We start from the raw sequence: 13,307 nt of genomic DNA on the forward strand, positions 1-13,307 counted from the left end.
TGTCACCCCCTGCGAATACTCAGTGGATTAATGTTGAAGTAAGGAATCCCTCATCATATACACAACCATTTCCTCTTGAGGTTTTGTATGTTTCGACTTCATGTAAGCGTGAGTTGATGAGCATGCGTGATGGGCAGCATTATGAAAAGATTGGGTATAACCCTATTAAAATTGCACTTCAGAAACAAAGCGGTTCTGATTTATGGATTGCAAAAGTAGCAAAAGATGGTGGCGGTAAGTGTAACTGGAAACTGAGTGAGTTTAATTTGGGTATTGAATACGTAGATGCTACTCACCTCGGCCTGGGGTTAGTTCCTGGAAGCGCAGTTGGTGCAATAATTGCGTTTGATGAAAATGCAACAAAAAACGGTCGATTTAAGGTGTTTGAAGGTTCTGAGCTTGTTTTATCTCCTGTGTACTATCCTTTAATCGATAGTAATAAAGATATAAATGTGAATGATACTTTAAATTTATTTGGTCAGAATGACTTTTTACTAAAAAAGATAGTGTCTTCAGCTAAAAACGTTCAGGTTAGATTCGAACCGACTGTTGATGAATCTAAAGTGGCCAAGATGATTGCTCCAACAGAACAAAAAGTTGGGGTGTACTATAAAATTATCTACCCTGATGGCTCGGTTGTATCTGATGGAACAACTCATCCTGATGTAAACAGGTTGAAGGATTAATTTAAGGGTAAGGGGCTAAATAAATTATTTCTCTGCATTTTAATGTCCTTATTGTTAGTTGTGTCAGTGCAGATGAACGAACATTATCGCCACCATCCGAAATTTCTGATTTTAATAAAATAAATGCAAAGTAACTGCTAATAAATATAGGTGTTTATTATGTCCAATGGCATCGTATTGATCGGAGACAAAACTTCTCACGGCGGAAAAGTGGTCTCCGCCTCTTCCAATATTACCGTCGACGGGAAAAAAGCCGCGTTAGTGGGTGATATGGTGAGTTGTCCGGTAGATGGGCATGGAACTAATCCTATCGTGGAAGGATCACCGCACCGGACATTTAACGGTCGGGCTGTTGTCGTCGATGGCTGCAAATGTCAGTGCGGTTGTACTGTAATTTCAAGTGCTCAGAACAGCACAGTAGGATAATCAATGGGCTGGGAAAGGACAAAAGCAACAACAATGGAGTTGCCTCCTGAGCCATCTTTTACGGGATGGCTGTTGGCAGGGGGGGTTGCCGCGGTTGTGGGTATTTTGCTGTTTATTCTGCATGCATCAGGCATGGTTAAGGCACTGGCTGTATTCAATATCTGGTGGCTGGCATCCAGCCCGGTTTTTGGCTGGTTTTTCCTGTTTTGTATGCGGGGGTGGCTGTGGGGCAGAACAGTCAATGAACATCAGTTTTTGCAGAAGGAAGCTGAATACGGACAGCAACAGTGGGAAGCCTGGGCTGGACGCTATCTGGCCGTGCTTGGCAGCAGCATACTGCTACCTTCCGGAGTGACCTCTGACGCCATTGCTAAATCGGATGCTGCAGATGCGCCGCAATTTCTTTCACTGACCAGCCATTTTGATGCGAAATCAGCGACGTCCACCTCCTTGCTCGAACTGGGTCTGGCCGGTGTACAAAACGCGATCGCGATGTTGCCTGCGACAGTGCCATTCAACGTCACCATTGTGAGTGACATGAATTCCTCAGACTTCGAGACCCGGTTTCGCGAATCATGGGGAAGAACTTACCCAGGGCGTGCGCTGACAGGTTCGATTTCATGTTGTGAAGCCCTTTCTTTTGCCTGGATCGAAGATCGTCTTAAAAATCCCGTTCTCGACATTGATCTGATCCTGATATTGCAGAACCAGGGTGCTGAACAGTATTCCGATGCACTCGCGAGCATGGTACTTACCAGCGATGATGTTGCTGAAAAATATCAGCTTCCTCACTCTGCCCGCATATTACGACCGATGCCGCTGGACATGGCAAATTTCAAAGTGGATATGGAATTGTTCCTCGAAACACAAACAATCGCCTGTCAGACATCAAACGTGTTTTGTGACTGCGGGCACTGGAATGACGGGTTTGCTGATCTAATGACCGCGTCTCAATCACATCTGACGCCGTGGGTGCCGCAGGAAATTGATGTACTGGAAAAATATAACGGTATTCCAGGTGCCGGGAGTGCGTGGCTTTTAGCCACACTCCTGGCCGACATCGTGTCTGTGAGCAACAAACCTGTTTTAGGGCTGTTTACTTCAGGTGCTGATCGTTTTGTCAGTACTGTTACCTCAGGGAGTGGAAATAATGATGCCGGGTAGTACATGGAGCAGAGGGGGGCTTGCCGGCATAATAGCCTGCATCTCAGCGATTATAGTGGCCGTGATCCTTCATTTCGGCCCCTCGCATGGCCTTGATACCCGACTGAAGCAAGTGCTTGCATTTGCTGCCGTATGGATAGTCTTACTGATTGTTTTCTATACGCCGTTCATGTTCCGGTTTACGAAGGAAAAGTATTATCGCTGGCAAGAACAGAAGAAGAATGCGTTGCCTTCTGATGAATCAAGAGTTGCCCGGACTCCGCCACGCAATGTCACCGTTGATTCCATCCGTGACGCCATGCGTAACCTCTACGGCCGGCGCTGGGGCCGTAAAACCCGCATCCTGCTGATAACCGGTACTGCCACTGAAGTGGAGCAACTGACTCCAGGCCTTACGGCTCAACTCTGGCAGGAAGATCGCGGCACGCTGTTGCTGTGGGGCGGTGACCTCAATACGCCAGCAGACAGCGCCTGGCTGACCGCGCTGCGCAAACTGCGCCGCCGTCCGGTGGATGGGCTGGTGTGGGTCACCTCGGCCTTTGACCAGATTTCAGCGCCGGGGCTGGAGCAGCCGCTGCCGGTACCATCTGAAAGCACCATGGATTCCCTGTCTCATGCCATCAGCGCACGTATGGAAACGCTTGGCTGGAAACTCCCGCTGTATGTCTGGTCCCTGCATCCGCGCGCCGGTAAGCCGGAAGGGCGCATTACGCAGGCGACCGGCTGCCTGTTGCCTGCCGGATGTCGCCCCGAAGGGCTGGCAGAACAACTCTCCGCCCTGACGCCGGATTTGACTTCACAGGGTCTGCAGCAGACCTGCGGTGAGGTGAAACATAACTTCTTACTGACGCTGGCTGACCACCTCATTCGCGAGCCACACAGTGTGACCGTACCGCTGTCGGTGATGCTCAATCCGTACCGCCCGCTACCGCTGGCTGGTGTGGTGTTCAGTCAGCCCTCTGCCGGTGCCGAACGTGCCGTGACGCACCACTGGGGCATGGATAAGCGCTGGGATGTCCTGCCTGAGTCTGTCCGAATGCTTCCTGCCGGACTGCGTCCGCGCAAGCCGGGCATTCCATGGCGTAAAGTGTTTGCGTCGGTTATCGCCCTGGCGATGGTGGGCTGGGCTGCGTGGATGAGCATCGCCTATGTCACCAACCGCAGCCAGATTGACGGGGCGAATGCCCAGGCCGCACTTGCCGCCCGACAGAATCAGCCGCTGGAGCAGCGCCTGCACGCGCTGTCTGAACTCCAGAAAACCCTGGCTCGTCTGCAGTACCGCTCTGAGCATGGCGTGCCGTGGTACGAGAAGGCCGGCCTGAGCCAGAATAATGCCCTGCTGGCAGCACTCTGGCCACGCTATCAGGACAGTGCACTGCCGCTGTTGCGGGATGCGGCCGCAACCCATCTTCAAAAGCAGGTCAGCGCCTTTAACGCGTTGCCGCCGGGTAGCCCGCTGCGTGAGCAGATGGCAAAAGCCACCTATGACCAGCTCAAGCTCTACCTGATGCTGGCGCGTCCGGAACATATGGACGCGGCCTGGTTCAGCCCGGCGCTGTTGCACGACTGGCCAAAACGCGATGGCGTGAAAGACGGTGTCTGGCAGGGCGTGGCGCCGTCACTGCTGTCGTTCTATGGTGCGCAGCTGGTTGCGCACCCTGAGTGGAAATTGCGGGCAGATGAGAACATGGTCAGCCAGGCGCGTTCCCTGCTGGTTCGCCTGATGGGCTTACGTAACAGTGAGTCGACCCTGTACCAGAAGATGCTCTCCCAGGTGGCGCATCTGTATGTCGATATGCGCCTTGAAGACATGACCGGCGATACCGATGCATCCCGTCTGTTCAGCACTACGGAAATCGTGCCGGGCATGTTCACCCGTCAGGCCTGGGAGCAGGCCGTGCAGCCCGCCATCGAGAAGGTGGTGAAGGCGCGCCGGGACGAGCTTGACTGGGTGCTGACTGACAGTAAGCGTCAGGTGAATAAACAGAACGAAACCTCGCCGGAAGCACTGAAAAAACGTCTGACCGAGCGCTACTTCGCTGACTTCGGCGGAGCCTGGCTGGAGTTTCTCAACAGCCTGCGCTGGAACCGGGCCACCACGCTGTCGGACTCTATTGACCAGCTGACTCTGATGGCTGATGTGCGTCAGTCACCTCTGGTGGCGTTGATGAACACCCTCAATGTGCAGGGGCGCACGGGTCAAACTGGCGAAGCGATTTCCGACTCGCTGGTGAAGTCAGCGAAGAACCTGCTCGGTGGTGACAACAAAGATGCCATTGACCAGAGTGTCGGGGTTCATGGCCCGCTGGATGCGACCTTTGGCCCGGTGCTGGCGCTGATGGACAAGATCCGCACGGGCGCACAGGAGTTGAGTCTGCAGTCGTTTCTGACCCGCGTGACGCAGGTGCGTCTGCGACTGCAGCAGGTGACCAATGCTGCTGACCCGCAGGCTATGGCCCAGACCATTGCCCAGACCGTATTCCAGGGCAAGGCTGTGGATCTGACCGAAACCCGCGACTACGGCAGCCTGATTGCCGCGAGTCTCGGTCAGGAGTGGAGCGGCTTTGGGCGTACGGTGTTTGTGAATCCGATGGAGCAGGCCTGGCAGCAGGTGCTGACCCCGGCGGCCGACAGCCTCAATACCCAGTGGCAGCAGGCAGTGGTGGCTGAGTGGAACAGTGCCTTTGGTGGACGCTATCCGTTTAACAACTCTGGCAGTGATGTCTCCCTGCCGCTGCTGGCTAAATACCTCAATGCCGATTCCGGGCGTATCGCCCAGTTCCTGCAGACCCGCCTTAAAGGCGTGCTGCACAAAGAAGGAAACCACTGGGCACCGGACAGCATCAACTCACAGGGGCTGGCGTTTAACCCGGCGTTCCTCAACGCCATCAACACCCTGAGCCATATCTCGGATGTGGCCTTCACCGAAGGCAATGCCGGCATGAACTTCGAACTGCGTCCGGGCACGGCCAATGGCGTGATGCAGACCGACATGATTATTGACAGCCAGAAGCTGACCTATGTGAACCAGTTGCCAGCGTGGAAGCGCTTTTCGTGGCCTGCGGATACCGAAGCTCCCGGCGCGAACCTGAGCTGGGTCAGTACCCAGGCTGGCACCCGTCAGTATGCCGACATTCCGGGAGCATGGGGCTGGATACGCCTGCTCGATAAAGCTGTGGTCAAGTCTTACCCGGGCGTGGGCAGCAGTTACAGCCTGAGCTGGAAGGCTCAGGACGGCCGTACACTCAATTACACCCTGCGAACCGAAGTGGGAGAGGGGCCATTGGCGCTGCTGAAGCTGCGTAATTTTCGCCTGCCGGAAACTATCTTCAGCACCACCAGCGTCATACCGTCAGACCCGGCGACAGATACGGTCAGTGACGACGGGGAGGCGTACTGATGAGCACACTCAATGCCTTACTCAGTGCCTGCCAGACAGAACAGGAACCATTACTTTTAGCCACCCGTGAACGCGTGGCGCAGTGGGACAGCTGGCTGCAGCCATTGTCCGGTACATCGCCCGCTGGCGAGGACCCGGGATATGACGATGACTTCCAGCAGATGCGAGAAGAGGTCAATAAACTCTCCGGCGCGGATACCGAACTCATCTGCCGGCTTGCTGAGAAGCTGCTGACCACGACCGCCAAAGATATCCGTGTGGCTACATACTACTGCTGGGCGAAGCTGCACCGCGAAGGTGAGCAGGGGCTGGCCGAAGGACTTGAACTGCTGGCCGGTCTGCTGGAGCGCTTTGGTACACAGTTGCATCCGCAGCGTGACCGCAGTCGTAAGGCGGCACTTGAATGGCTGGCAGGGTCGCGCATGACCGACTCGCTTTCCCTGTACCCGGAAGTGGTCAGGATCGATGCGATGCGAACCACTGGTGCGCTGCTGCTGATATCACAGCTTATTGAGAATGAGCCCGATGAAACCCGTCCTGAACTCAATGCGCTGTACGGTGCCCTGGAAAGTCGTTTGCACAAAGCGGGGGGTGTGGATGCCGTGGTACCGCAGAACGCCAGTACCAGCGAAACCCCTTCACCTGCCAGTCACAACGATGCGCCGGCTATCGGGCGTATCACTTCCGGCCAGGATTTGCTGGCCCAGGCCCGCACCCTCACCGAATATCTGCGTGAGCAGCCGGACGGCTGGCTGTCAGCACACCATCTGATGAAAAGTCTGCGTCATGACACCCTGCGGGCTATCCCGGCGCCGGATGCGCAGGGGCGCACGCGTATTGAGCCGCCAAGGGCGGATCAACGCGCGTTACTCAAACGCCTCTACCTGCAGCAGAACTGGGCTGAAATGCTGGAAACGGCCGACAGCACGTTTTCCCGCGGTGCCAACCACCTGTGGCTGGATTTACAGTGGTACATCCACCAGGCGCTGACGAAATCCGGCAAGGAAACGCTGGCCGACATTGTCACGGCTGATCTGAAAGGGCTGCTGTCGCGCCTGTCCGGGCTGGAGACGCTGGCGTTCAGTGACGGCACGCCGTTTGCGGACGAAGTGACGCTGAACTGGATCCAGCAGAGCGTGCTGGACACCGTCGGCGGTTGGGGTAATGACACGCCATCAGCCCCGGTCACCGCCGGTAACGATGACATTCTGTCGCTGGAGCCGGAAGCCGTAGCGCTGGCCGACAGTGAAGGCCCGGATGCGGCGCTGGGCTGGTTGCAGACCCGGCCCGGCATCGCCACCGCGCGCCAGCAATGGCTGTTGCGACTGCTAATGGGCCGCATTGCTGAGCAGTACGGTAAGAATGACCTGGCGGTGCTCCTGTTTGCAGAACTGGGTGAGCGCGCCAGAGAAGTGACCCTCAATGACTGGGAGCCAGAGCTGCTGTTTGAGGTACAGGCCCGTCATCTGAAACTCCTGCGCCTGAAAGCCGGTCGCAGTGAGGCTGATAAGACCCGCCTTACGCCGGTAATGGACCAGTTACTTGCCGGGCTGATCGCCGTCGATCCCGCCCGTGCCGCCGTGCTTTGCGGTTAAATCCACAGGAACAGAAATAAATGGAAGATTTGACCCTGCGTTATTACGACGCGGAAATGCGCTACCTCCGTGAAGCGGCCAAAGAATTTGCTCAGACCCATCCGGATCGGGCCGCGATGCTGGATCTGGATAAGGCCGGCACACCTGATCCCTATGTCGAACGTCTGTTTGAAGGTTTTGCTTTTTCGATGGGGCGGCTGCGCGAGAAGATTGACGACGACCTGCCGGAACTGACCGAAGGGCTGGTCAGCATGCTCTGGCCACACTACCTGCGCACCATTCCTTCACTCTCAGTAGTGGCGTTCACACCTGCGCTTCAGGCCGTGAAGATGGCGGAAGTGATGCCAGCGGGTCTGGAAGTGTATTCCCGCCCGGTGGGGCCTAAAAATACGGTCTGTCGCTACCGTACTACCCGGGATGTGATGCTCAACCCGCTGAACATCTCAGGGGTGACTATGACCACTGAGCCTGACGGGCGTTCGCTGCTGCGGATGCGCTTTGCCTGCAGCACTCAGGCAGACTGGTCCCATGCTGACCTCAGTCACCTGAGCCTCTATCTTGAGGCTGACGCGCCCGTCAGTAGCCAGCTGCACCTGATGCTGACCAGAAGGCAGGCCGCTCTGTATATGCGCCTGCCCGGGCAGATCGACCGTATCCGGCTTGACGGGTATTTCTCACCGGGCGGGTTTGCCGAAGAGGATGGGCTGTGGCCGAAAGGCGACACCGCATTCAGTGGCTACCAGCTGCTGCTGGAGTATTTCACCTTCCGCAACAAGTTTATGTTTGTCCACCTCAACGGTCTGGACGACATTCCGCCGCCTGCCGGGGCTGAGTACTTCGACATCGAAGTGGTCTTCAGCACGCCGTGGCCATCAGACCTGCCGGTCACCGATGATGCGGTTCGCCTCCACTGCGTGCCGGTGATTAACCTGTTTACGCTGGAGGCTGACCCTCTCACCATCACCAGGCTTGAAAGTGAGTACCTGCTGCGTCCTAAGCGGCTCCAGGACGGGCATACTGAGATTTATTCGGTGGATTCGGTTACCGGTTCAAACCGCACCAGTGATGCCGAATACGTGCCGTTCAGCAGCTTCCGCCACAAGGGCGGGATGATGCGCAGTCATGCGCCACCTCGCTATTACCACACCCGCGTTAAGCGGGGTGTCACCGGGCTGTATGACACCTGGCTGATTCTGGGCGGGCACCAGTGGGAAGATGACCGCCTGTTTGAGCGCGAAGCCGTATCGCTGCAAATCACCGGCACCAACGGTCAGTTACCGCGCCGGGCGCTTCAGAGCACGCTGCTCGACCGCAGTGAGCAGGTGGTCAGTACACCGCTTTCAGTACGCAACCTCTGTAAGCCCACGCTGCCGGTTTACCCGCCTGCGGAAGACCGTTTCCACTGGCGGGTATTGAGCCACCTCGGCTCCGGGTTTCTGAATATGATGAGTACTGCCGAAGTGCTGCGCGGGACGCTGGCACTCTATAACTGGCAGGGAGATGAACTGAATACCCGGCGTCTGGAGGCGATTCAGCAGGTGGAGCACCACCGCCTGCAACGTTTTGAGCAGGGCTACCTGCTGCGGGGGCTGGATATCGAAGTGACCCTCGACAGCAACGGCTTCACCGGCGAGGGCGATATTCACCTGTTCGGTGAAATGCTAAACCGGTTCTTTGCTCTGTATGCCGATATGAACCAGTTTAACCAGCTCACCCTCATTGTTCAGCCAGAAGGAAAATGCATCCGGTGGAAAGAGAATCACAGTCCGCGCCTGCCCGGCTGATAGCGCAACTGGGGGACCGGCTGCCATATATCAACTTTTACCGCTTCTGCCAGTTGCTGGAGCAGAACCAGCCGGACAAACCGGTTACGGGCAGTACCTGGCAGGTACGTCATGAACCGGTACGTTTTCGGCCACACCCGGGGATGGGTTTTCCGGCTTCAGAAATTAAAGGTATTGAGCAGTCTGAGTATTCGCATCTGCCGCCGACTGTGCGCATCACCTTTATGGGACTCTACGGCGTGGAGTCCCCGCTGCCGACGCACTATATCGATGACATTACCCAGCGACGGGAAGGGTATGAGGCCACCGCGGATTTCCTCGATATCTTCAACCACCGGCTGATTGCCCAGTACTACCGTATCTGGCGTAAATACTCATACCCGGCGACTTTCGAAGAAGGCGGTAAGGACAACACCTCGCAGTACCTGCTGGGACTTGCCGGGCTCGGGATTAACGGCTGCACGGACAGTATCGCGACTCCGGCTTCACGCTTTCTGGCACTGCTGCCGGTCATGTTGCTGCCGGGGCGTACCGCAGAAGGCATGGCCTCGCTGGTGCGCCTGCTGGCACCCAACACACAGGCGAAAATCTGGCACCACGATAAACGCCGCGCGCCGCTGAAAAAGCCCCTGACCATGAGCGTCAGCCAGCCCGTCACCCTGACAAACCGTCCGGTGATGGGCAGCTATGCCACCGACGTGAACAGCCGGGTGCTGATGCGCCTGACTACCTCTGACCCGGCTGAAGTACAGGGCTGGTTACCGAGCGGGGAGCTTCACACGGATTTAATGGCGCTGCTGCATGTCTATCTTGGCTCCCGCCTCGATGTGCGGTTACAGCTGTGTGTCGACCGAAGTCTGCTGCCTGACGCGACCATCAGCAGTAAACCGCAGGCAGGTGCCGTGCAACTGGGCCGTACCGCCGTGATGCGGCCGCTGAATGCAGCGAACACCGTCATGCACCCCAAAACCATAACCATCAATCTTGGCCGCTATGAGCGGGTACAGGAAAATATTCACCGCAGGGAGACCGATGAAGATGGCGATTACCGCTGGTAAATTTCCTCTGGTTGCACTGGCCGCGGGCATCACACTGATGCTCGCTGGCTGTGGGCTGACCCAGAAAGTGACGGACGGCACCGTTGCCGTGACCAAATCGATTTTTTACAAGCAGGTAAAAACCCTGCATCTGGATATCCGCGCCCGCGAGGCCGTTAACAGCAATGCAGGCGGGGTGGCGCTGTCGACGGTGGTGCGTATTTACCAGCTCAAAGACCGGAAAACATTCGACATGACGGACTATCCGTCACTGTTTAAGGCTGACAGTCAGGCCATCAAAGCAGACCTGGTGGCGGAGAAAGACATCCGCCTGCAGCCGGGTGGGGCAGTGACGGTTGATATGCCGATGGAAGAGAGTGCGCAGTATGTGGCGGTGGCCGGGATGTTTATGTCACCGGACCAGGAGAACAACACCTGGCGTGTGGTGCTGAGTCGTGACGATCTCGATCCGGATAAAGCACGCGTCATTGAGGCGGGGAACAACCGGCTGACACTTCAGGCGCTGAAAGATGAGTGAGTTATCCCGTCCTTCATTGTATGAAACACTCTACGGCAACTTCACCGGCGGCCTCGATCTCCATCAGGTCAGTGAACAAAATCAGGTGATTTTGTCCGTGCTCGATAACATGCAACGGATCCTTAACTGCCGTGCTGGCACGCTGGCGCATCTGCCGGACTATGGCCTGCCGGATATGACCAAAATCCTGCAGGGCATGCCGGGGACTGCCCATGAACTGATGGGTGCTCTGTCGGCTGTTCTGCTCAGATATGAGCCACGCCTGAGAAAAATAGCCGTTGTCCTGCTGGAACAGAACATCCCCGGTGAGTTGCGCTACGCCATTGATGCGGAACTTAACGGTGTTGGCCTCGTACGCTATGGCACCGAGTTTATGCCAGAAGGGCGGGTTCTCCTGCGACACCTGAAGCAACAGCAGTATCTTGACACAGCAACCCGTCTGTAAGGCCAGTTAATACCATGTCAGTAAAATCACAGTTCCTCGAAAAACTACAGGCCAGAGAGCCAGCCCCGATCTTATCTACCAGCAAGACTCAGGCCGATATTGCAGCGTTTCGCCTGCGAATGGTGCAGCTTCAGGAGCAGATGGATGCGTGGCTGGTGGGTACCGGATTGAATGTGGAAACATTTACCGTCGCTGTTACGGACCTGCTGGTGGAGGACAGGACTTTTGAGATTGCCGCTATCACCCTGCGTTACGACGACCGCTCTGTAAAATTTACACCGGTATTTTTGTACGGTCAGGGCGTGACAGGATGCGTGGAATTGACCCTTTATGCAGAAGGCAGTGTGACGTCTGTGGGGCGCCTTTTCATGCGGGCAGGTCATTTCAGTGACTGGTCCTTTACTCCGCCGGGAGCATTATCCCGTCCCGGACAGAGTTTTGATGAAAGCACCTTTTTTAGTCTGATTCTGGCGCTTCTGCCATAACTGCTGGTATTGCAGTACCCGTTCCTCTGAATATGCCCGCATAAGCGTTAATCCTCAATTTTTCCGTACGCGTCAAAATGGACAACTGGTCATGGATCACATCCCCCCACATAAAATCAAAACCGGTGGTGACCCGCGCACGCTACCGGATTATGCCGCCCTGCGTGATGAACTGAGTAAGCTGACACATCCGGCTCGCCCGGATGTGAACTGGCGTTATGCCGAAAAACGCTGTCTCTCACTGTTTGAACAAAATGGTGTGGAGCTACAGACGCTGTCCTGGTACACGCTGGCCCGAACGCAACTGGCTGGTTTATTGGGGCTCAATGAAGGTCTGGCGATACTCGAGGCAATGATAAGCCATCAGTGGGGCGCACTCTGGCCGCAGCCTGTCCATGCCCGCATGAAAATCCTCAGCAGTCTGAGTCAGCGTTTACAGCAACTGATACGTTCGCTCCCGCTAAATCACAGCGACCTCAGCCAGCTGTATCGGGCGGAGCAACTGCTTACCGCTCTGGGTGAGGTGCTGCAGGGCCTGGAGCTTAAGCATCTGAGCCAGCTCGATACGTTACGTACCTTGATGCACAACAGTGCTGCCAGGCTGGAAAACAGCGATGGCATAACCAGCACCAGGCCGGACATTCAGCCAGGTATCAGGTTGCCTGCCACCGCGATGAATAGTGCCGCAGCATCCACGAAGGACCTTGCTGGTAGTCCGCCTGAAGATACGTCAGCAAGCGTAGTGAAGTGGGTTTATGCGGCGCTGCCGGAACACCAGGCGAATGCAGAAGCATTGGCGGCAATACCCAATCAGGTAAAAAAATGGAAATTCTTCGCTGCCGGGATGTGTACCATGCTGGTGGTAAGCACAGTCACACTATGGAGCTGGCAGTTTCTTAATCGGCCAGTCCCGTTGCAGACTCAGCTTGCAGCCTCACTGGCTCCATTGCCTGCACCTCTTACGTCTGAACAGCTGGATATGTCGCGTCAGCAAGCTCCGTTACCACAGGTTTTAATAACACAAACACAGCAGCAGCTTGCCCGGCTGGGTAAATTGCCTCCTGACTGGAATATTGAATACAGTCGACAGTTGCTGGAACAGGTCCGGGTACTTTGGCCGGAGCAGGCTAAGCCACTAATCCAGCAGTGGCAGCAACAACTTAATGCTGCCGCATTGCCAACAGAACAGCTGAATGGCTGGTCTCAGGGAATGGCGACACTACAAAAACTGAGTGACAGGCTGAACGAACTGGATGTGCAGAAAGGAAAATACCTGACGGTCAGTGAGCTGAAGTCAGTCGTTTTTTCCGCTATGCAGTCCTTTAATCAATCCATACCGGCTGAAGAGCAGCTAAGGGTATTGTCACAAAATCCAGCAGGCGAACCTTTGCCTGCGGCTGTCAGAACTCAGCTGGAGATGCATCTGAAGCAACTGATTGCCCGTTATGCAGAAATAAAACAGGATTCATTAAAATAAAAAAGATATTCGAAGCACTGGTATCCAGCTAATAACCCAGACCTGGCAGGTCATAATCACAACTCATTCACTGGTGTTGATGGATTTGCCTAAAGAACATAGCCAGGGCCGGCAGATGATTATTGATTCTGAGAAGAAAAAGGGCAAAGGGGGATAGCCGTCAGTAATGGCTTGTTATTGATTATTAAGAGTTTTAATTGATAGGGTGGGTTTAAGTACAGGGCAGGCCTGGTGTCCCCTGCAGGAATCGAACTTACAGTTAAGTGACTT

At 55.5% G+C, this 13,307-nt stretch carries 11 protein-coding genes; all 11 read left to right on the forward strand.

The window, feature by feature from the left end; translation table 11 throughout:
• The first annotated feature begins 116 nt into the window (after positions 1–116).
• Positions 117–686: a hypothetical protein gene (locus tag ACX8ZY_RS06300; protein WP_459260784.1), complete on the forward strand. Its 570-nt coding sequence runs from the start codon at positions 117–119 to the stop codon at positions 684–686.
• 159 nt (positions 687–845) lie between these two features.
• Complete coding sequence (locus tag ACX8ZY_RS06305; protein WP_158149141.1) at positions 846–1,112, forward strand: PAAR domain-containing protein; 267 nt, start codon at positions 846–848, stop codon at positions 1,110–1,112.
• Between the two features lie 3 nt (positions 1,113–1,115).
• Entirely contained in the window at positions 1,116–2,276 is a 1,161-nt protein-coding gene (locus tag ACX8ZY_RS06310; protein ID WP_158149142.1) for a hypothetical protein, read from the forward strand.
• Positions 2,263–5,676 (forward strand): ImcF-related family protein, encoded by a 3,414-nt coding sequence (locus tag ACX8ZY_RS06315; protein WP_459260787.1) that lies wholly within the window; start codon positions 2,263–2,265, stop codon positions 5,674–5,676. Before ACX8ZY_RS06310 ends, ACX8ZY_RS06315 begins: the two co-directional genes overlap by 14 nt.
• Positions 5,676–7,271, forward strand: a complete 1,596-nt coding sequence (gene tssA, locus ACX8ZY_RS06320; protein WP_459260789.1) for a type VI secretion system protein TssA — start codon at positions 5,676–5,678, stop codon at positions 7,269–7,271. Before ACX8ZY_RS06315 ends, tssA begins: the two co-directional genes overlap by 1 nt.
• 20 nt (positions 7,272–7,291) lie before the next feature.
• A complete protein-coding gene (tssF, locus tag ACX8ZY_RS06325; protein ID WP_459260791.1) occupies positions 7,292–9,055 on the forward strand; it encodes a type VI secretion system baseplate subunit TssF in 1,764 nt (587 codons plus the stop codon).
• Complete coding sequence (gene tssG, locus ACX8ZY_RS06330) at positions 9,010–10,113, forward strand: type VI secretion system baseplate subunit TssG (RefSeq protein WP_459260793.1); 1,104 nt, start codon at positions 9,010–9,012, stop codon at positions 10,111–10,113. Before tssF ends, tssG begins: the two co-directional genes overlap by 46 nt.
• Complete coding sequence (gene tssJ, locus ACX8ZY_RS06335) at positions 10,094–10,630, forward strand: type VI secretion system lipoprotein TssJ (RefSeq protein ID WP_171820335.1); 537 nt, start codon at positions 10,094–10,096, stop codon at positions 10,628–10,630. Before tssG ends, tssJ begins: the two co-directional genes overlap by 20 nt.
• The gene (tssE, locus tag ACX8ZY_RS06340; RefSeq protein WP_062758737.1) at positions 10,623–11,075 is read left to right on the forward strand and encodes a type VI secretion system baseplate subunit TssE; all 453 of its coding nucleotides are present in this window, start codon (positions 10,623–10,625) and stop codon (positions 11,073–11,075) included. Before tssJ ends, tssE begins: the two co-directional genes overlap by 8 nt.
• 14 nt (positions 11,076–11,089) lie before the next feature.
• On the forward strand, positions 11,090–11,560 hold the full coding sequence (locus ACX8ZY_RS06345) for a hypothetical protein (RefSeq protein ID WP_192072770.1): 471 nt from the start codon (positions 11,090–11,092) through the stop codon (positions 11,558–11,560).
• 91 nt (positions 11,561–11,651) lie between these two features.
• Positions 11,652–13,037, forward strand: a complete 1,386-nt coding sequence (locus ACX8ZY_RS06350) for a VasL domain-containing protein (RefSeq protein WP_421665277.1) — start codon at positions 11,652–11,654, stop codon at positions 13,035–13,037.
• Positions 13,038–13,307 lie beyond the last annotated feature (270 nt).

Source organism: Pantoea sp. XAF26B01_ASV70 (assembly GCF_054512635.1).